This window comes from Streptomyces dryopteridis (assembly GCF_049606955.1).
Taxonomy (GTDB): domain Bacteria; phylum Actinomycetota; class Actinomycetes; order Streptomycetales; family Streptomycetaceae; genus Streptomyces.
The window spans coordinates 5,738,448-5,758,043 of the sequence record NZ_CP187113.1; the positions used below are offsets into that span (position 1 = coordinate 5,738,448).

Annotated in this window: 19 protein-coding genes; 12 read left to right on the plus strand and 7 right to left on the minus strand. The window is 74.3% G+C overall.

Annotated features, from left to right (window positions below):
- The first annotated feature begins 34 nt into the window (after positions 1–34).
- Positions 35–961 (plus strand): oxygenase MpaB family protein, encoded by a 927-nt coding sequence (locus ACN20G_RS24850; RefSeq protein ID WP_424215030.1) that lies wholly within the window; start codon positions 35–37, stop codon positions 959–961.
- Here ACN20G_RS24850 and ACN20G_RS24855 read toward each other — a convergent pair.
- Entirely contained in the window at positions 944–1,594 is a 651-nt protein-coding gene (locus tag ACN20G_RS24855; protein WP_424215031.1) for a class I SAM-dependent methyltransferase, read from the minus strand. The two genes, ACN20G_RS24850 and ACN20G_RS24855, sit on opposite strands and share 18 nt — an antisense overlap.
- A gap of 168 nt (positions 1,595–1,762) precedes the next feature.
- On the opposite strand from ACN20G_RS24855, the gene ACN20G_RS24860 reads away from it, so the two are divergent.
- From ACN20G_RS24860 to ACN20G_RS24880, 5 genes are read left to right on the plus strand one after another with little or no spacing between them, the layout of a single operon-like run.
- Positions 1,763–2,554, plus strand: coding sequence for an MHYT domain-containing protein (locus ACN20G_RS24860; RefSeq protein ID WP_424215032.1), 792 nt, complete (start codon positions 1,763–1,765; stop codon positions 2,552–2,554).
- A gap of 47 nt (positions 2,555–2,601) precedes the next feature.
- The gene (locus ACN20G_RS24865) at positions 2,602–5,268 is read left to right on the plus strand and encodes a nitrate- and nitrite sensing domain-containing protein (protein ID WP_424215033.1); all 2,667 of its coding nucleotides are present in this window, start codon (positions 2,602–2,604) and stop codon (positions 5,266–5,268) included.
- Positions 5,265–5,708 (plus strand): roadblock/LC7 domain-containing protein, encoded by a 444-nt coding sequence (locus ACN20G_RS24870; RefSeq protein WP_424215034.1) that lies wholly within the window; start codon positions 5,265–5,267, stop codon positions 5,706–5,708. Before ACN20G_RS24865 ends, ACN20G_RS24870 begins: the two co-directional genes overlap by 4 nt.
- Before the next feature lie 20 nt (positions 5,709–5,728).
- The gene (locus ACN20G_RS24875) at positions 5,729–6,133 is read left to right on the plus strand and encodes a DUF742 domain-containing protein (RefSeq protein ID WP_424215035.1); all 405 of its coding nucleotides are present in this window, start codon (positions 5,729–5,731) and stop codon (positions 6,131–6,133) included.
- Entirely contained in the window at positions 6,133–6,825 is a 693-nt protein-coding gene (locus ACN20G_RS24880; protein ID WP_424215036.1) for a GTP-binding protein, read from the plus strand. Before ACN20G_RS24875 ends, ACN20G_RS24880 begins: the two co-directional genes overlap by 1 nt.
- Here ACN20G_RS24880 and ACN20G_RS24885 read toward each other — a convergent pair.
- The gene (locus ACN20G_RS24885; protein WP_424215037.1) at positions 6,797–7,225 is read right to left on the minus strand and encodes a PPOX class F420-dependent oxidoreductase; all 429 of its coding nucleotides are present in this window, start codon (positions 7,223–7,225) and stop codon (positions 6,797–6,799) included. The genes ACN20G_RS24880 and ACN20G_RS24885 overlap by 29 nt on opposite strands.
- A 94-nt stretch (positions 7,226–7,319) precedes the next feature.
- Between ACN20G_RS24885 and ACN20G_RS24890 the strand changes: the two genes are divergently transcribed.
- Entirely contained in the window at positions 7,320–7,718 is a 399-nt protein-coding gene (locus ACN20G_RS24890; protein ID WP_424215038.1) for a roadblock/LC7 domain-containing protein, read from the plus strand.
- Between the two features lie 178 nt (positions 7,719–7,896).
- A complete protein-coding gene (locus ACN20G_RS24895; RefSeq protein WP_424215039.1) occupies positions 7,897–8,844 on the plus strand; it encodes a DUF6397 family protein in 948 nt (315 codons plus the stop codon).
- 28 nt (positions 8,845–8,872) lie between these two features.
- Here ACN20G_RS24895 and ACN20G_RS24900 read toward each other — a convergent pair whose 3' ends face one another.
- Together ACN20G_RS24900 and ACN20G_RS24905 are read right to left on the minus strand one after the other, a co-directional pair.
- Positions 8,873–9,424, minus strand: coding sequence for a DinB family protein (locus ACN20G_RS24900; RefSeq protein WP_424215040.1), 552 nt, complete (start codon positions 9,422–9,424; stop codon positions 8,873–8,875).
- 1 nt (position 9,425) lies between these two features.
- Positions 9,426–10,322 (minus strand): alpha/beta fold hydrolase, encoded by an 897-nt coding sequence (locus ACN20G_RS24905; protein ID WP_424215041.1) that lies wholly within the window; start codon positions 10,320–10,322, stop codon positions 9,426–9,428.
- Between the two features lie 84 nt (positions 10,323–10,406).
- Here ACN20G_RS24905 and ACN20G_RS24910 point away from each other — a divergent pair, with 84 nt between their 5' ends.
- Positions 10,407–10,994: a CGNR zinc finger domain-containing protein gene (locus tag ACN20G_RS24910; RefSeq protein ID WP_424215042.1), complete on the plus strand. Its 588-nt coding sequence runs from the start codon at positions 10,407–10,409 to the stop codon at positions 10,992–10,994.
- Between the two features lie 15 nt (positions 10,995–11,009).
- On the opposite strand, the gene ACN20G_RS24915 is transcribed toward ACN20G_RS24910, so the two are convergent.
- Positions 11,010–11,435: a YchJ family protein gene (locus ACN20G_RS24915; protein ID WP_424215043.1), complete on the minus strand. Its 426-nt coding sequence runs from the start codon at positions 11,433–11,435 to the stop codon at positions 11,010–11,012.
- A gap of 281 nt (positions 11,436–11,716) precedes the next feature.
- Between ACN20G_RS24915 and ACN20G_RS24920 the strand changes: the two genes are divergently transcribed.
- Entirely contained in the window at positions 11,717–13,699 is a 1,983-nt protein-coding gene (locus ACN20G_RS24920; protein ID WP_424215044.1) for a TerD family protein, read from the plus strand.
- Positions 13,700–13,736: 37 nt separating this feature from the next.
- On the opposite strand, the gene ACN20G_RS24925 is transcribed toward ACN20G_RS24920, so the two are convergent.
- Both ACN20G_RS24925 and ACN20G_RS24930 read right to left on the minus strand, forming a co-directional pair.
- Positions 13,737–14,621 carry an acyl-CoA thioesterase gene (locus ACN20G_RS24925; protein ID WP_424215045.1) on the minus strand — a complete coding sequence of 295 codons (885 nt, stop codon included), beginning with the start codon at positions 14,619–14,621 and terminating at the stop codon, positions 13,737–13,739.
- A 79-nt stretch (positions 14,622–14,700) separates the two neighbouring features.
- A complete protein-coding gene (locus ACN20G_RS24930) occupies positions 14,701–17,214 on the minus strand; it encodes a DEAD/DEAH box helicase (RefSeq protein ID WP_424215046.1) in 2,514 nt (837 codons plus the stop codon).
- Positions 17,215–17,418: 204 nt separating this feature from the next.
- Here ACN20G_RS24930 and ACN20G_RS24935 point away from each other — a divergent pair, with 204 nt between their 5' ends.
- Together ACN20G_RS24935 and ACN20G_RS24940 are read left to right on the plus strand one after the other, a co-directional pair.
- A complete protein-coding gene (locus ACN20G_RS24935; RefSeq protein WP_424215047.1) occupies positions 17,419–18,210 on the plus strand; it encodes a metal-dependent hydrolase in 792 nt (263 codons plus the stop codon).
- A 119-nt stretch (positions 18,211–18,329) separates the two neighbouring features.
- A complete protein-coding gene (locus ACN20G_RS24940) occupies positions 18,330–19,592 on the plus strand; it encodes a hypothetical protein (protein ID WP_424215048.1) in 1,263 nt (420 codons plus the stop codon).
- The last annotated feature ends 4 nt before the right edge of the window (positions 19,593–19,596 follow it).

Genomic DNA, 19,596 nt, shown 5'->3' on the forward strand with positions numbered 1-19,596 from the left:
GCCGGGCCCGCACACGGGACACGAGGAGGACAGGGTGGGACGTTACGACCGGCTCAGGGAGATCCTGGGCCTCGACCCCGACCGCGACCACCTGGAGATCTACCGGCTGATCACCACCCTGGAGTTCCCCTGGGACCACGCGCGGGCCCTGGAGCTGGCCCTGTACCGGACCTACGCGGTGCCCTCCATCGGTCGACTGCTCGACGAGACCGGCGAGTTCACCGGGCGGACCCAGAAGCGCTACGACGACACGGTCCTGCTCCTCGACGCCGTGGTGGAGCACGGTTTCGACAGCGAGACCGGCCGCGCGGCCCTGCGCCGCGTGAACCTGATGCACGGCGCCTACGAGATATCCGACGAGGACATGCGCTACGTCCTCGCGACCTTCGTGGTGATCCCCAAACGCTGGCTCGACGCCTACGGATGGCGTCCGCTGACCCACCACGAACAGCGCGCCACCGCGAACTACTACCGCGAGCTGGGCCGGCACCTGGGGATCAAGGAGATCCCGGCCGATTTCGCCGGTTTCGAAGCACTGTTGAACGCCTACGAGGACGCGCACTTCGGCTGGGACGCGGGCGGCCGGCGGGTGGCCGACGCCACCCTGGAACTGATGGCCTCCTGGTACCCGGCGCCGTTGGCCCCGGCCGTGCGCGCCGCCTCCCTCGCCCTCCTCGACGGGCCCCTCCTCGCCGCCTTCCGCCGCCCCGAGCCGAACCCCGCCGTGCGCGCCCTGGTCCGGGGCGCGGTGCGGTTGCGCGGCCGGGCCGTGCGGCTGCTGCCCCCGCGCCGCACTCCCCATCACGCGCGCCAGAACCCCGAGGTCAAGGGCTACCGGGACGGGTACACCCCGGCCGAACTGGGCACGTTCCCGACCCGCCGGCCCCGGCCCGGGGCCGGCGGCTGCCCCGTGCCGCACGGTCGGACCGGGGCCGCGGACCGGTCAGATCCGGTCGGCTAGCACCAGGAAGCGCTCGTCCACGTCGGAGTACGAGGTCATGCGCCAGCCGCCGGCCGCGAGCAGCGGCCCGAGGTTGCGCTCGTCCCGCAGGTCCTCGGGCGTGAGCCGCCGGCCCTGCCGGGCCGCGAGCGCCGCGCGCCCGATCGGGTGGAACAGGCAGAGCCGGCCGCCCGGGGCCACCACCCGGGCGAGTTCGCGCAGGTTCGCCGCCGGTTCGGCCAGGTGCGCGATCAGGCCGGACGCGAACACGGCGTCCAGCGTCCCGTCGGCCAGCGGCAGCCGGGCCACGTCGGCCAGGAGCAGGGCGGCCTCGGCGTCCCGGCCGGCCGCCCGCGCCGCGTCCAACATCTCGGGGGTCAGGTCCGCGCCCACCACGAGCCCCTCCGGGCCCACGGCCGCGCGCAGGGCGGCCAGCGCGCGGCCCGTGCCGCAGCCCGCGTCGAGCACCCGGTCCCCGGGGCGCGGGCCGAACTCGGCCACCCCGGCCGCGAACACGGGCCCGTCCTCGGGGAACTTCTCGTCCCAGGCCCGGGCCCGGGCGCCGAAGAAGGCCCGGACCTCGCGGTGGTCCTCGGTCGCGGGGCCGGGGCGGGCCGATTCGGGCGTTCCGCGGTTCTCGTGCGTGGTGTCCATCAGGCCATGATCGCGCACCCGGGGTCCGACCCGGGAGCCCACGCGGTGACCAAGCGCGCACAAGGCCCGATCGAAGATGAACGTATCCCTGTCATATTCCGGCAGTTCCAGCGGGTTTCGAAATGCGCCCCGTGTTCGCCCGGTCACCCGCACTAGCGTCCCGTGGCCATGGGACATCTGGACCACGCGGCCCACGGTTGGCCGACCCCCGTTCTGTCGTACGTGATGGCCTGCGTCGGCGCCGCCCTCGGGCTGCGCTGCACCGTGCGCGCCCTCGCCGCCGGCACCGCCCGCTCCCGCCGCAACTGGCTGCTGACCGCCGCCTCCGCCCTCGGCACCGGCATCTGGACCATGCACTTCGTCGCGATGCTCGGCTTCAGCGTGGTCGGCACCGAGATCCACTACGACGTGCCGACGACCGTGCTCAGCCTGCTCGTCGCCGTGGTCATGGTCGGGGTCGGCGTGTTCGCCGTCGGACACGGCGGCGGCAGCCCCCGCGCCCTCCTCCTCGGCGGCACGGCCACCGGCCTCGGGGTCGCGGCCATGCACTACCTGGGCATGGCCGCGCTGCGCCTGCACGGCGAGGTCCGCTACGACCCGACCGTCGCCGTCCTCTCCGTCCTGATCGCCGTCCTCGCCGCGGGCGCCGCCCTGTGGGCGGCCCTCAACATCCGCTCCGGGGCCGCCGTCGCCGTGGCCGCGCCCGTCATGGGCGCCGCCGTCAGCAGCATGCACTACACGGGCATGCTCGCCGTCACCGTCACCGTGACCCCCTCCTCGGCGCCCCTGCCCGGCGCCACGGCCCTCCAGTTCATCTTCCCGCTCGCCGTCGGCCTCGGCTCCTACCTCTTCCTCACCGCCGCCTTCGTCGCCCTGTCCCCGACCGCCGACGAGAGCGCCGCCTCGGCCGCCGCCATCGCCGTCACCCCCCGCCCCGCCGGCGCGCCCGCCGCCTCCTGAGCCGCGCCCCGCCCGGCCCGACCGCCCACCACGAGAACGAGGAGCACATGCGAGCACCCCGCAGCACACCGGACGCGTCGACGGGCGGACGCGCCGCCGCCGGCGGCCGGTCGGGGCGCGGACGCCGGGCCCACGCCAGGCCGACCGCGGAGGACCCGGCGAGAACGGGCGCCGGCCCGGCCCCCGCGGTCGGCGGCGGACGGCCCCCCGGCACCACCCCGGCGGCGCCGGGCGGGAACTCGGCCCGCCGGTTCGCGCCCCGCGGCCCGCGCACCGTGCGGGCCAAGATCCTGGCCCTGCTCATGGTGCCGGTGTTCTCCCTGCTCGCCCTGTGGGCCTTCACGGCCGTGGACACCGCCCGGGAACTCGCCCGCTCCGCCCACGCCCGGCACGTGCGCGACACCCTGCGGACCCCCCTGGCCGAGGCCGTCGACGCGCTGCGGGACGAACGCGCCCTCCTCGTGCGGCAGAGCGCGACCGGTCCGACCGGCGCCGCCGGCGAACGGCTCGTGCTCGCCGCGCCCGCCCGGCGCAGTACGGCGGCCGTCGACGCCCTCCGGCTCGACGACCGGCACACCGTCGCCGACGCGGGCGACCAACCCGCCGAGGTCGCCGACGCCGTCCGCGCCTTCGTCACCACCGCCGGCGACCTGGCCGCGCCCCGCGCGGACGCGGCGGCCGGCCGGCTCACGCCCCAACGCGCCCTCACCGCCTGGTCCCGGGCCCTGGACCGGGCCCTCGCCGTCGAGGACGCGCTCAGCGCCCCCGGCGTCGCCGCCGCCCCGGCCGAGGCACGGGTCCTGTACGACCTGTCCCGCGCGAGCGAACTCCTCGCCCGCGAGAACGACCTGCTGGCCCTCCCCGCCGACCACGACCCCGCCGCGCTGCGCCGGCTCACGGCCGCGGTGGAGACCCGTCGCGCCCTCCTGGCCGCGGGTTCCGCCCTCCCCGACGCCGACCGCGCCCGCTGGCGGGCCCTCACCACCGGCCCGGCCCACACGGCCCTGCTGGCCGCCGAGGACCGCGCCCTCGCCGACCGTGCCGGCGCCCCGGCCGCCGGGGCGGCCCGCGCCGTGAGCAGCCCGCCGCCGGGCTGGGAGGCCGCGCAGAGCCGGGTCGCCGCCGAACTGGACGCGCTGCGCGACACCGCCGCCGCCCACGCCGCCCGGCGGGCCGACCCCCTCGTCGGCGGCCTGCCGGCGGGCACGCCGCTGCTCGTGGCCGGATTCGCCGCGATCGTCGCCTCCCTCGTCATCTCCGTCCGGATCGGCCGCACCCTCGTCGTGGAACTCGTCGCCCTGCGCAACCGGGCCCTGCGGATCGCCCACCGCGACCTGCCCGCCGCGATGGAACGCCTGCGCACCGGGCAGGGCATCGACCTCGCCCCCGAACCCGCCCCCGCGGCCCCGGCCGAGGACGAGATCGCGCAGGTCGGGGACGCCCTGGCCACCGTGCACCGGGCGGCCCTGGGGGCGGCGGCCGAACGCGCGGAACTCGCCGAGGGGGTCTCCGGGGTCTTCGTCAACCTCGCCCGCCGCAGCCAGGCCCTGGTGCACCGGCAACTGAACCTGCTGGACTCGATGGAACGCCGCGCCGAGGACCCCGACGAACTCGGCGACCTGTTCCGCCTCGACCACCTCACCACCCGCATGCGCCGGCACGCCGAGAGCCTGATCATCCTCTCCGGGGCCGCCCCGGGCCGCGCGTGGCGCTCCCCGGTGGAACTCACCGACGTGATCCGCGCGGCCGTCTCCGAGATCGAGGACTACCCGCGCGTGGACGTGGTCCGCACCGTGCCCACCCGCGTCGCGGGGACCGCCGTCGCCGACCTCACCCATCTGCTGGCCGAACTGCTGGAGAACGCCGCCCAGTTCTCCCCGCCGCATACCCGGGTCCGGGTCACCGGCGAGGCCGTGGCCGCCGGCCTCGCCCTGGAGATCGAGGACCGGGGACTCGGCATGGGGCGCGAACGCCTCGACGCCGCGAACCGCCGGATCGTCCAGTCCGAGGACCTCGACCTCTTCGACAGCGACCGGCTGGGCCTGTTCGTGGCCGGCCGGCTCGCCGTCCGCCACGGCATCCGCGTCCACCTGCGGCCCTCCCCGTACGGCGGGACCACGGCGGTGGTGCTGCTGCCCGGCGGCCTGCTGCACCCCGCCTCCGAAACGGAAGCGGGCACGGGGGCCGACCCCGGGGCGCCGGGCGCACCTCGTGCGACACCGCCCGCGCCGGGGGGCGTCGACGCGTCCGCGCACGGCCTGCGGGGCGCCACCGTCACGACGCTACGGGCCCGTCCCCGCACCGTTCCCGGCCCCCGCACCGAGCCCGGCCCCCGTACCGATCCCGAATGCGACCCGGGGCCCCGCCCCCGGGCGCCGCGTGACCCCCGCACCCCGCCGGTCGCCACCCCGGCCCCGGCGCCGACCCCGGCGCCGCCCGCGCCGGCGCCGTCGGTGTCCCTGCCGGCCCCGGCCGGGCCGGCCGGGACGCCCGAGGGTCTGCCCCGCCGGGTCCGCCGGGCCGGTCTGGCCCCGCAACTGCGTTCGCTGCCCGACCCGTCCACCGGCCTGCACCGCCCCCCGGACCCCTCGGCGGCCGGAGACCCGGAACAGGTGCGGGACCGGATGGCCGCCTACCGCGACGGCTGGCGCAGGGGCGCCGGCGAACCCGCCGCACCCACCGACCCGCCCGAGGACCAAGGAGCCCCCCGATGACCCCCGATCCCCTCACCGCCGACCCGGCCGCGGGCCGCGCGGGCACGCTGGACTGGCTGCTCGACGACCTCGCCGACCGGGTGCGGCAGGTGCGGCACGCGGTGGTGCTCTCGGCCGACGGACTGCCCGTGGGCCGCTCGCGCGACCTGGCGCGCGCCGACGCCGAACACCTCGCGGCCGTCGCCTCCGGCTTCCACAGCCTCGCCAAGGGCGCCGGCCGGCACTTCGAGGCCGGCGGCGTGCGCCGCACCATGGTCGAGATGGCCGACGGGCTGCTGTTCGTCGCGGCCGCCGGCGAGGGCTCCTGCCTGGCCGTCCTGGCCGCCGCCGACGCCGACATGGGGTTGATCGGCTACGAGATGGCCCGGCTGGTCACCCGGGTCGGCGAACACCTGCGCACCCCGGCCCGGTTCGCGGACCGCCCGGTCACGGCCGGCTGAGGCGACGGGACGGAGCGGACGTGAACGACCGCTGGTACGACGAGGACGCCGGGCCCCTGGTCCGGCCCTACACGGTCACGGGCGGCCGGACCGGGGCCGATCCGCGGGCGCCGCGCTTCGACCTGGTCGCCCGGGTCGTCGCCGAGCCTTCGGCCGGCGCCCGGGAGGCGGACCCCGAGGACGCGCTCCTCGGCGGCCCGGCCCGGGGGCCCGAACACGTGCGGCTGCTGGAGCTGTGCCGGGAGGAGAGCCCCTCCGTGGCCGAGCTGGCCGCGCGCGCCGACCTCCCCGTGGGGGTGGTGCGGGTGTTGTTGGGCGACCTGGTCGCCCGCGGCCGGGTCCGGGTCGTGGAACCGGTCGCGCCGGTGGGCCTGCCCAGGACCCGCGTGCTGCGGGAAGTCATCGACGGATTGCGAGCGCTGTGATGGGACCGCGGGACGGGACGGACGAGGAGCCGGAGGGTGCCTCGATGGCCCTGAAGATCCTGGTCGCCGGTGGCTTCGGGGTGGGCAAGACCACCCTGGTCGGGGCGGTCAGCGAGATCAGGCCGCTGCGCACGGAGGAGGTGCTGAGCGAGGCGGGCGCCGGGGTGGACGACACGGCGGGGGTGGGGCGCAAGCGGACCACGACCGTCGCCATGGACTTCGGACGGATCACGATCCGGGACGGGCTCTCGCTGTACCTCTTCGGCACCCCGGGGCAGGACCGGTTCTGGTTCCTGTGGGACGAGCTCTCGCACGGGGCGCTGGGCGCCGTGGTGCTCGCGGACACCCGACGCCTGGAGGACTGCTTCCCGGCCGTGGACTACTTCGAGCACCGGCGCATCCCGTTCGTGGTGGCCGTCAACTGCTTCTCCGGGGCCACCCGCTACGGGGCGGAGGACGTGTGCCGGGCCCTGGACCTGGAGCACGACGCGCCGGTCGTGCTCTGCGACGCGCGGGACCGGGACTCGGGCAAGGAGGTGCTGATCCGCCTCGTGGAGCACGCGGGACGGGAACAGACCCGGCGACTGTTGGCGGAGGTCGGGGCCTGGGAGGAGACCGGGCCGCCCGACACGGCGGGCGACCCGGTCGGTCAGGCCGGTCCGATCAGTCCGAGATGCCCGCCATCGCGTTGACGCGCTCGATCCGGACCCGCACGAGCAGTTCCTCGGGGACCCCGTTGCGCCGGCCGAACTCCTCGGCCCGTTCCTCGCCCATGTACCGGCCGCCGATGCGGGCGGCCCAGCGGCGGGTCTCGTCGAGGTCCTCGATCACCTCGGCGCGCCCTTGGAGGATCACGTAGGAGAACGGGGGCCGGTCGTCGTCCACGCACAGGGCGACCCTCGGCTCGTGCCGGAGGTTGCGGCCCTTGACGGTGTCGCGCCCGGTGTTGAACACGAACGAGTCCCCGTCGAGGAGGAACCAGATCGGGGCCACGTGGGGGGAGCCGTCGGGGCGAACCGTGGAGAGTTTCCCGGTTCGCGTGGAGTGCGAGACGAACCCGCGCCATTCCTCGTCGCTCATCTTCTTCGCCATGGGTACATCCTGCTTGCCGGAAAGGCGCTGGTGGGCAAGGCTTGCGGGACACGAGGGCGGGATGTTCGCACCGCCGGACGGGGAGGGGCCGAGAATGGCACTGGACAAGCAGCTCGACTGGTTGTTGGACGACCTCACCAGGAGGGTGCAGCAGGTACGACATGCCGTGGTGCTCTCCAACGACGGCCTGGTCACGGGCGCGAGCGCGGGCCTGGCGCGCGAGGACGCCGAACGGCTGTCGGCGGTGGCGGCGGGCCTGCAGAGCCTCGCGAAGGGCTCGGGCCGCTACTTCCACGCCGGTGAGGTGCGCCAGACGATGGTCGAGTACGACGAGGGCGTGCTCTTCGTGATGGCCGCGGGCGCGGGCAGTTCCCTGTGCGTGCTGAGCGCCGCCGAGGCGGACATCGGGCAGGTCGCCTACGAGATGACCCTGCTCGTGAACCGGGTCGGGGAGCACCTCGGGGTCGCGGAGCGCCGGGTCATGGGCGGCTGAGGCGCCCGGCGTTCGCGGGCGGGGACGGGACGCGCGGGTCACGCTACGCGCGTCCACGGGCCCCGCGGGCGCGCGTTCACGGTTCTCGGATCACGAAGAGTGACACTCTTCCCTTCTGCTCTCACTCTCCGTTATGTTTGTCACCGACGGTAGTCGCAACTCACCGAAGGAGACGATCGTGACGGAATTCGAGCTGCCCCGCGTGCCGAGGTTCGGCGACGAATGGCTGGGCGGGCCCACGGCGGCGGCGGAACTCGGTCTGGGGCGCGGCGAGTTCGCGCGCGCCGTGGACCTCGGCATCGTCCGGGCCGACGGACCCACCGACGGACTCGATCCCGGACCCTCCCGGTTCTCCCGGGGGGAGATCGCCCGGGTGCGGATGATGGAGGGCTCGACGGAGACCCTGCGCGAGCGGGTGGCGATGGTCGGCCCCCGGGAGGCCGCGACCCTGCTCAGCGTGGCCCCGGGGCGATTCACCCGCCTCGCCCGCTGCGGCCGGTTCACCCCCGTGGACTTCCGGGTGAACCGCTACCGCTCCGTGGTGTGGTCCTACCTCGTGGAGGACCTGCGCAAGGTGAGCGAGAACGCCCCCGAGCTGGTGCGCGCGCGCACCACGCCGGCGGACCTGCTGTTGCTCGCGGCCCGCGTGGACCTGCGCCCCCGCCGCTGGCGCACGCGCCGGGTGGGCCTGTTGTCGGCCCGGGCCCGGTCCGGCTGGGAGCGGGCCGCTGCCATCGCCTCCTTCCTGCCGGAGGAGGCCCTGCTCGCGACCGTCCCCGACCCGGAGGAACGGATCATCCTCGCGGCCCTCGCGCCCGCGCCGCCCTTCGGGCACCCGCGCACCGGAGCCGCGGCGGCCGTGGCGGCCGCGATGCTGAGCGCGACCGGGGAGGAGGAGACGCTGAGCTACCGGGCGATGCTCTCCCTGGTCCTGTCCCGACTGCGCGAGCCCCTGCCGGAGCCGGAGGCTCCCCGATCGGAGAGCGCGGGGACGCCGGGGGCCGGAGTCGCGGGCGCGGAGCGGGCCCTGCCCGCCGTGCCGCGCCCCCGCACCCGGCACGTCGTCGAGGCGGTCCGGCGACCCCCGGGGCGGGGCGCGCCGCTCGACCCGGGGCGCACGGCCTGACCGTTCGGGGTGACGGGGGCGGAGGTGTTCAGACGCCGATCGCGCCGTCGATCCGCTCGCGGAGCAGATCGGCGTGCCCGTTGTGCCGGGCGTACTCCTCGATCATGTGGATCAGGACCCACCGCAGGGACACCTCACCGCGCCACCCGTCGTGGCCCGTCACCTCCAGGTCCGGGGCCCGGGAGGTGAGATCTTCGGCGAAGGCCACCTCCGCCCGCCAGGCCGCCCAGGCCCGGGTCTCGGCCCCCGGGGCGTCCGCCGCCCCGTCGAAGTCCCCGTCGGGGTCGGCGGGGGAGGAGAACAGCGGGGGCGAGTCCTCGCCCGCGAGCACGGCCCGGAACCACCGGCGTTCCACGTCGGCCAGGTGTCGGACCAGACCCAGCAGCGAGAGGGTGGAGGGCCGTACGGACCGCAGGGCGAGTTCCGGTCCGAGCCCGGCGCACTTCAGGCGCAGGGTCTCGCGCTGGGCCCGCAGGAACTCGACCAGCAGGGTCCGCTCGTCCCCGGTGGCCGGCGAGGTGAACCGTCCCGCCGCGTCGGCCTCGTCGAAGAGTCCGCCCCGGCGTGTGGAGTCGGCCACGTCAGGAGGTGGGGAGGGTGTCGAGGAAGTCCGCGATCAGCGGGGCGATCGCGGGCAGGTGGTCCTCCAGGGCGAAATGGCCGGTCTCGAAGAGGTGGAGTTCGGCCTCGGGCAGGTCGGTGAGGTAGGCGCGGGCGCCGGGCTCGGGGAAGAAGAAGTCGTTCACGCCCCAGGTGATCAGGGTCGGCGGACGGTGCTCGCGCAGCCACGCCTGCCAGGCGGGGTACGCGGTCAGGTTGTTCTTGTAGTCGTAGGCGAGGGCGAGTTGGGCGTCCTTGCGGCCGGGGCGGTCGAGGAAGTGCTGGTCCAGCACCCAGCCCTCGGGTGCGACCAGGCTCGGGTCCTGGGTGCCCCCCTCGTACTGGGCGCGGGTGGAGTCCAGGGTGAGCAGGTCGAGGATCGTGGCCTCGGCCCAGGGGGTGTCCGGGGTGAGGGCGGTGAACGCGCGGGCCCCCTCGGAGAGGCCCTCCACGTAGGCGTTGCCGTTCTGCACGATCAGCCCGGTGACCGCCTCGGGCCGGCGCAGGGCGAGCCGGAAGCCGATGGGGGCGCCGAAGTCGAAGAGGTACAGCGCGAACCGGGTCAGTCCGAGCCGCTCCACGAAGCCCTCGGTGATCTCGGCGAGCCGGTCGAAGGTGTAGGTGAAGTCGGCGGGGGCCACGGTGTGGCCGAAGCCCGGGTGATCGGGGGCGATCAGGCGGTAGTGCGTGCCCAGCGCGTCGATGAGGCGCCGGAACTGGTGGGAGGCGGAGGGGAAGCCGTGCAGCAGCAGGAGCACCGGAGCGTCGGGGCGCTCGGGCAGGGACTCCCGGTAGAAGACGTCGACGCCGTCGACGGTGACGCGGCGGTGGGCGGTACGGGCGGGCAGGGCGATCCGGGACGCGGTGTCCGACGTCATGTCACATGCCTCCTCGGCGGGGTGATGACATGGTTATAGCGCAGCTCTTCTAACGGGACAATGGCATGAAGTAGCGTTAGTCACATGGATGAGAGCGTTCCGTTCACCGGCGAGCCGCCGGCCTTGGACCTGGTCAACACCCGCCCGATGAGCCCCCGGGGGCGGGTGGATCTGATCGACACCCCGGACCGGCTCGCCGCCTGGCTGGTGTTGGAGAGCGGCCGGCTGCCCGCCGAGGTCACGGCCCTGGTACCGCAGGCCCCGGACCTTCCGCCGGTGCACGCGGTCCGGGAGCACGCCGAGGCGGCCCTGCGGGCCCTGTGGGCGGGTCAGGCCCCGCCGGGCACGGCCCTGCGGGGGCTGGAGCGGGCGGAGCGGGCCGCGCCGCCGGTGCGCGACCTCGGGTGGGACGGGGAACGGGTCACCGTCACCGCGCGTCGTACGGGCCCCGTGGGCCGCCGGCTGGCGGCGGCCCTCGCGCACGAGGCCGTCGCCCTGCTCACCGACCCGGCGGTCGGGCGACTCCGGGAGTGCGAGGCGGACACCTGCCGGATGTTGTTCCTGCCCGCGCACCCCCGGCGCCGCTGGTGTTCGCCCACCCTGTGCGGCAACCGCGCGCGGGCCGCCCGGCACTACCGCCGGCACAAGGCGGCCGACGGGACCGTCGACTGACGGGATCCGGGCCCGTCAGTCGAAGACGACGGGGGAGAGCGGGCCCACGTACACCCAGGCGCCGTTCTCCTTCGAGAAGGAGCTGTTCTCGTGCAGGGAGCCGCGTCGTCCGCCCTCGCGGTAGTGGGCCCGGAACTCCACCGAGCCCTCCGTCTCGAACAGTCCGCCGCGCTCGGTGCCCAGGATCTCCAGGCGCTCCCACCGCTGCCCCGGGTCGAGGTCGAGCTCGGCGGGGCGGGTGGAGGAGTGCCAGGACCGCAGCAGGTACGGCACGTGCCCCACGGCGAACGCGCTGAAGCGCGAACGCATCAACGCCTCCGCCGTGGGCGCCGCGCGCTCGCCCTGGTGGAAGGGCCCGCAGCACTCGGTGTACGGGGCGGGCAGCCCGCACGGGCACCCGGCGGGGGAGCGGCGGGGACGACGGGAGGACGCGGAGGACATGAACGCTTCAGCTCTTCGGATCGGGGGCGTAAGGGGGGCGGGCGGCGCGGCGCCGGACCGTACGGGAAACGGGGTGCGGGCCGCCGGCGGCCGGTCCCCCAGTATCGCCCCGGCGCTCCCCTCGCGCGGAACGCGGGCCGGACGTGTTCGGGACACACCTCCGACGAGCCCGCGACCGTGCAGTACAGTGCCCGCAGCCACAACGGGGCAGACCGGCCCGCTCTGGGGAGGAGCGGACGGCACGGCCCCTTCTTCTCTCTTCGGGTGGGGACTCAACGAACATGCTGGAAATCGTCAAGGGCGCCAACGCCGCGCTGTCCGCCGTCACCGAGGACGGGGACTCGATCACCCTGAGCCTGTCCTGGACCAGCGCGAGCGGGGACGGCGACGTCGACGTGTCGGTGTTGCTGCTCGACAAGGATGGCAAGGCCCGCAGCGAGGCGGACCTGATCTTCTACAACAACCAGGCGGCGGCGGACGGCAGCGTGCAGTTGCTGGACTCGCCCGCCGGCGGTGACGGCGGGGACCGGATCGTCCTCGACCTCAGCGCCCTCCGCCCCGACGTGGAGCGTGTCGTCGTGGCCGCCAGCCGGCACGGCGGCGCACGGTTCGGCGACCTCGACGACCTGCGGATCGTCGTCTCCGACCGCACGGGCGAACCGGTCCTCGGCTTCTCCATCACCGATGCCGGCGTCGAACGGGCCTTCATCTTCGGCGAGCTGTACCGGCGCGGGGAGGAATGGAAGTTCCGCGCCGTCGGCCAGGGTTACGAGTCCGGACTGGCCGGGCTGACGGCCGACTTCGGCATCCTCATGGACGACACCGCCGACGAGACCCCGACGGCGCTCGACCCCCTGGACCCCCTCGACCCCGACGAGGTCGCGACGGAACCGCCCGCCCCGGACCGCCCCGCCGCCGAGGCCCCGCCCGCCGCCGAGGCCCCGCCGACCGCCGCGGTGCCCGCCCCGCGCCGGCCCCGGACGGCCAAGAAGAAGATCACCCTGGCCGCCAGGCCCAAGCCGTCACTGGCCGAGAACGACACCTGGCGGACCGCCCGGCTCTTCCCCGCCTCCTCGCTCAAGAGCGACCGGGACCGCGAGGTCCGCGCCACCTCCGTGCTGCTCGCCGTCATGGCCCAGGTGCCGGAGTTCGGCCGCCGGCTCACCGCCGGTTTCGGCGCCCCCGCCGGGCGGATGGAGACCTTCACCGAGGTCTCCTTCCCGCACGGGGACACCCCCCGTCGCCCCGACGGGGTCGTCCGCGTGGACCGTGCCGGCAAGCTGTGGACCTGCCTGCTGGAGGTGAAGACCAACGGCAACCCCCTCAAGGCCGAACAGGTCCAGGCATACGCCGACATCGCCGCCAAGCGCGGCTACGAGGCCGTGGTCACCCTCTCCAACGACGTGGCCCTCGACGACCGCCCGCTCGTCGAGGTCAAGATCGACAAGCGGCGCAAGAACCGCGTGATCATCGGCCACCTGTCCTGGGCCGAGGTCGCCCACCAGGCCCAGATGCTGATCCGGCACGAAGGCGTCGACAACGCCGCGCACGCCTGGCTGCTCCAGGAACTCCTGCACTACCTGCGGCACGAGAACTCCGGCTGCCACGGCTTCCAGAACATGGGCCCCTCCTGGGTCCCCGTGCGCAACGGCATCCAGGACGACACCCTCGGCCACGGCGATCCGCGCGTCGTGGAGGTGGTGGAGAGCTGGGAGCGCCTGATCCGCCAGGTCGGCCTGCGGCTCGCCGGCGAACTCGGCCAGAAGGTCGTGCCCGGCCCCCGGGCCCGACGCGGCACGGACCCCCGGGCCCGACGCCTCGCCCTCGCCGAGGCCCTCTGCGAGAACCACCGGCTGCACGCCGAACTCCGCATCGACGGCACCCCGCACACCCTCGGGCTCGTGGCCGATCTGCGCACCGGGCAACTCCGCACCTCCGTCGAGGTGGCCGTCCCCGAGGCCGGCTACCCGCTGCCCAAGGCCAAGCGGCTGCTCCGCCGGCTCGCCGAGGCCCCCGCCGGACTGCACGTGGAGACCCTCGTCGAGGGCGGCGGCAAGGGCCCCAAGGGCACCGTGGAACGGCTGCGGCCCGAGCCCGGCGACCTGCTGCCCAAGGACGGCGCCCGCATGGTCGGGTTCCGGCTCACCCTGGTCAAGAACATGGGCAACGGGCGCGGCAACGCCGAATCCGGGTTCATCCGCAGCGTGGACGAGGCCGTCGACCGCTTCCACGCCGCGGTCCTCGCCCCTCTCACCACCCGCTGACCGGGCCCCGCCCCGGATTCCGCCTCCCGCCGCCGGTTCAGACCTCGTGGCGGGGGGCGTAGGGGCGGAACAGGCCCTCCTGGACCACCGAGACCAGCAGTCGGCCCTCCGCGTCGTAGATCCGGCCCCGGGCCAGGCCCCGGCCGCCGTGCGCGATCGGGGACTCCTGGTCGTAGAGGAACCACTCGTCGGCCCGGAACGGCCGGTGGAACCACATCGCGTGGTCCAGCGAGGCCATGTCGAAGCCGCGCATCCCCCACAGCGGTTCCACCGGGATCCGGACCGCGTCCAACAGGGTCATGTCGCTGGCGTAGGTGAGCGCGCAGGTGTGCACCAGCGGGTCGTCGCCCAGCGGCCCGACCGCCCGCATCCAGACCGCGCTGCGCGGATCGGCGTCCTTCAGCTCCTGCGGGGTCCAGCGCAGCCGGTCCACGTACCGGATGTCGAAGGGCTGCCGGCGCGCCATCCGCTCCAGGGTCACCGGCAGCGCCCCGAGGTGGTCGCGGATCTCGTCGGCGAGCTTCGGCAACGTGTCGGGGTGCGGGAACTCCAGCCGGGGCGGCAACTGGTGCTCGATGCTGCCCTCCTCCGGCGCGTGGAAGGAGGCCGTCAGGTTGAAGATGGTCCGCCCCTGCTGCACGGCCGTCACCCGACGGGTCGTGAACGAGCGCCCGTCACGGACCCGTTCCACCTGGTACACGATCGGCACCCCCGGGATCCCGGGGCGCAGGAAGTAGGCGTGCAGGGAGTGCACCGGCCGGTCCCCGCCGGTGGTGCGGCCCGCCGCGACCAGGGCCTGACCGGCGACCTGCCCGCCGAAGACCCGTTGCAGGGACTCCTCCGGGCTCGCGCCCCGGAAGATGTTGACCTCGATCTGCTCCAGGTCGAGCAGGTCCACGAGTCTTTCGGCGGGGTTGGTCATCGTCGGCCTCTCCAGGAGTGTCGGGGAACACGGGGGAAGGGGGACGGCGCGACCCCGGGCCGGGGCCGCGCCGCGCGGATCAGAGCTGGCCCACGGACGTGACCCGGACCACGGCCCGGCCCTCCTCGTCGGAGGCCGCGAGGTCCACCTCGGCGCCGATGCCCCAGTCATGGTCGCCCCGGGGGTCGGCGAAGGTCTGCCGGACACGCCACAGCCCGTGCGCCGCGTCCTCCTCGATCGACAGCAGCTTCGGGCCGCGCGCGTCCGGGCCGGTGCCCAGGTCGTCGTGCTCGTCCCAGTACGCGTCCATGGCCTCGCCCCAGGCGTCCTCGTCCCAACCGGACTCGGCGTCCAGGGCGCCCAGCTCGCCCACCCGGTCCAGGGCGGCCAGCTCCACGCGCCGGAACATCGCGTTGCGGACCAGGACGCGGAACGCGCGGGCGTTCGCCGTGACCGGCTTGACCTGGTCGGCCTTCTCCACGGCCTGCTCGGCGGTCTCCACCTCCGGGTTCGCCAGCTGCTCCCACTCGTCGAGGAGGCTGGAGTCCACCTGCCGCACCATCTCGCCCAGCCAGGCGATCAGGTCCTGGAGGTCCTCCGACTTCAGGTCGTCGGGGATGGTGTGGTCCAGGGCCTTGAACGCGCTCGCCAGGTACCGCAGCACGATGCCCTCGGTGCGGGCCAGTTCGTAGAACGAGGTGAACTCGGTGAAGGTCAGGGCCCGTTCGTACATGTCGCGGATGATCGACTTCGGCGAGACCGGGTGGTCCCCGACCCACGGGTGGCTCTTGCGGTACACGCCGTACGCGTGCAGCAGCAGCTCCTCCAGCGGCTTGGGGTAGGTGACCTCCTGGAGCCGCTCCATGCGCTCCTCGTACTCGATCCCGTCCGCCTTCATCGCGCCCACGGCCTCGCCGCGCGCCTTGTTCTGCTGGGCGGCCAGGATCTGACGCGGATCGTCGAGGGTGGACTCCACCACCGACACCATGTCCAGCGCGTACGAGGGGGACTCCGGGTCCAGCAGCTCGAAGGAGGCCAGCGCGAACGTGGACAGCGGCTGGTTCAGGGCGAAGTCCTGCTGGAGGTCCACGGTGAGCCGGATGATCCTGCCCTCCGAGTCCGGGGTCTGAAGCCGCTCCACCACCCCGCCGTCCAACAGCGAGCGGTAGATCGCGATGGCCCGCCGGATGTGCCGCAGCTGGTTCCTGCGCGGCTCGTGGTTGTCCTCCAGCAGCCGGCGCATCGCGTCGAAGGCGTTGCCGGGCCGGGCGATCACCGACAGCAGCATGATGTTGGTGACCTTGAACCGCGAGGTCAGCGGCTCGGGCTCGGAACCGATCAGCTTCTCGAAGGTGCCGTCCGACCAGCCGACGAAGCCCTCCGGGGCCTTCTTGCGGACCACCTTGCGGCGCTTCTTCGGGTCGTCGCCGGCCTTCGCCAGGGCCTTCTCGTTCTCGATGACGTGCTCGGGGGCCTGCGCCACCACGAACCCGGCCGTGTCGAATCCGGCCCGCCCGGCGCGGCCCGCGATCTGGTGGAACTCCCGCGCCCGCAGGGTCCGCACCCGGTTGCCGTCGTACTTCGTCAGCGCCGTGAACAGCACCGTGCGGATCGGCACGTTGACCCCGACCCCGAGGGTGTCGGTGCCGCAGATCACCTTCAACAGGCCCGCCTGCGCCAGCTTCTCCACCAGGCGCCGGTACTTCGGCAGCATCCCCGCGTGGTGCACGCCGATGCCGTGCCGCACATAGCGCGACAGGTTCCGGCCGAACGCGGTCGTGAACCGGAAGTTGCCGATCAGCTCGGCGATCCGGTCCTTCTCCTCGCGCGAACACATGTTGATGCTCATCAGCGACTGTGCCCGCTCCACCGCCTGCGCCTGCGTGAAGTGCACGATGTAGACCGGGGACTGCCGGGTCTGGAGCAGCTCGGTGATGGTGTCCGTGATCGGCGTGGTCACGTACTCGTAGGACAGCGGCACGGGCCGGGTCGCCGACCGGACCACCGAGGTCGGCCGACCGGTGCGCCGCGTCAGGTCCTCCTCGAACCGGGTCACGTCGCCGAGGGTCGCCGACATCAGCACGAACTGGGCCTGCGGCAGCTCCAGCAGCGGGATCTGCCAGGCCCACCCGCGATCGGGCTCGGCGTAGAAGTGGAACTCGTCCATGACGACCTGGCCGATGTCGGCGTGCACGCCGTCGCGCAGCGCGATCGAGGCCAGCACCTCGGCGGTGCAGCAGATGATCGGCGCGTCGGCGTTGACGGAGGCGTCACCCGTCAGCATGCCGACGTTCTCGGTGCCGAACAGCTTGCACAGGTCGAAGAACTTCTCCGACACCAGCGCCTTGATCGGCGCCGTGTAGAACGTGACCTTGTCCTGCGCCAGCGCCGTGAAGTGCGCCCCCGCCGCCACCAGGCTCTTGCCCGAGCCGGTGGGGGTGGACAGGATCACGTTCGCGCCCGAGACCACCTCGATCAGGGCCTCCTCCTGCGCCGGGTACAGGGAGATGCCCTGGCCCTCGGCCCACGTGGAGAAGGCTTCGAAGAGGGCGTCGGGGTCGGCGGTCGGCGGGAGCTGATCAATGAGGGTCACACCCCCCATCTTGCCTTCCCGAGCCCCGGATGAGGGAACCGGACCGCGAAACGAAGATCATCGACGGTACCCTGGGCCGTCGTGACCGCCCGGGGCACCCCGGCCCGGAGGTCGGTCACGGGTCCGACGCATGGTCGCGCCCCGCCCCGGGCAGCAGGGCACGGACGGCACGGGGCCGGCACGACACCGGGGCGGGATACGACGATGATGGGTCCGGCACACTCGCTCTCGGGGGCCGCCGCCTGGCTCGGCGTCGGCGCCGCGGCCGCCGCCGCGGGACACGCGATGCCCTGGCCGGTGCTCCTCACCGGCGCATTGATCTGCGCGGGCGCCGCCCTCGCCCCCGACCTCGACCACAAGTCCGCGACCATCTCCCGCGCCTTCGGCCCGCTCTCGCGCGGCCTGTGCGAGGTCGTGGACAAGGTCTCGCACGCCGTCTACAAGGCCACCCGCTCCCCGCGCGACGGCCGGCGCAGCGGCGGCCACCGCACCCTCACCCACACCTGGCTGTGGGCCGTCCTGATCGGCGCCGGCTCCTCCGCCCTCGCCGTCACGGCTGACCGCTGGGGCGTGCTGATCCTCCTCTTCGTCCACCTCGTGCTCGCCGTCGAGGGCCTGCTGTGGCGGGCCGCCCGGATGTCCAGCGACATCCTCGTCTGGCTGCTCGGCGCCACCAGCGCCTGGCTGCTGGCCGGGGTCCTCGACCAGCCCGGCAACGGCGCCGGATGGCTGTTCACCGAACCCGGCCAGGAGTACCTGTGGCTCGGGCTGCCCATCCTGCTCGGCGCCCTCGTCCACGACATCGGCGACGCCCTCACCGTCTCCGGCTGCCCGATCCTGTGGCCGCTGCCCATCGCCGGCAAGCGCTGGTACCCCATCGGCCCGCCCAAGGCCCTGCGCTTCAAGGCCGGCAGCTGGGTCGAGCTGAAGATCCTCATGCCCGCGTTCATGCTCCTCGGCGGGTTCGGCGGCGCCGCCGCCCTCGGACTCATCTGAGCCGGCGCCCGGGTTCCGCTTGTCGAGGTGCCCTGGTGGAGTGCGATCGGGGCCACCATGATGGCGGCCACGCGCCGCCGCCCGGCGATCGCGGCCTTCCCAGGGGGGAACCCACGTCCATGAGGAGCACACGCACCCGCACGACCCGCGCCACCCGTACCCTCCACGCCGCCGGCGGCCTCGCCGCCCTGTGCGCCCTCGCGCTCACCGCCCCGGCCCACGCCGCGTCCCCGGCCGAGGGGGCCGCCGGGGACCCGGGCGCGGCGGGCAAGAAGTGCACGCCCGGGATCACCGTCCTCGACTCGCTGCCCGGCGGCGCCGAATGGGTGGTCAGCTCCGGCGGCTCCCCGGCCGTCAACGGCTTCGGCCCGCTCGGCCTGACCGTCGGCGTCTCGCAGAACCGACCCGTGTACTGGACCGGCAAGAAGGTGCGTGCCGTGCCCCTGCCCGCCGGGTACACCGGGGGCTCCGTCGAGGCCGTCAACCGCTGGGGCCTGATGGTCGGCAGCATGTACGGACCCGCCGGTCGGGCCGCGTTCCTCTGGCTGCCCGGCACCCCCAAGGCCAAGGCGCTGCCCGGCGGCCAGTTCGCCACCGACGTCAACGACCTCGGCCGGATCGTCGGATACCGCTGGGAGAACGACGGCGGTGCCACCGGCCTCGAATGGTCCGGCACCACCCTGCGCCGCACCCTCACCAAACCCGCGGGCGGCGGCAGCCTCCAGGAGATCACCGGCATCAACAACGCCGGCCAGATCGTCGGCAGCGGCTACGTCGTCGACGACGAGACGCACGAGCACCACGGCGGACTGCTCTGGCCCGCCGACCCCAAGGCCCCGCCCCGGGAACTCAAACCCTTCTCGCCCGGGGACACCTACGAGTACTGGAACCCCGTCGACATCGACGCCAAGGGCCGCGTCGCCGGCAACTGGTGGTACTCCCGCGCCGACAACGGCAACGGGGTGGTCTGGAAGGCCCCGTACGAGGAGGTCCAGTTCACCGGCAACCCCGGCGACTACACCCGGCACTCCTTCGACGACGTCAGCGAACGGACCGGGGTCTTCGTCGGCACCGCCTTCGACTCCTACGTCACCGGCCCCTGGCCCCCGGACACCGCCCCACCCGTCCTCGCCACCCGGTGGGCCGGCAGTGGCAACGTCCTCGGCCTGCCCCGGCTCGGCGCCGGCGGAGACAGCACCGCCCGCTCCGCCTCCGACGACGACCGGGTGGGCGGCGCCGCCGAGGACGCGGGCGGGGTCGCCAAACCGGTGATCTGGACCTGCGCCTCGCAGCAGGCCGGCGAGATCCCCAGGACCCCGGGCGCCGCCGACCGGGTCCAGCGCAAACTCGCGGGCCTCGGCTTTACCGTCCCGCGCCACTGAACCC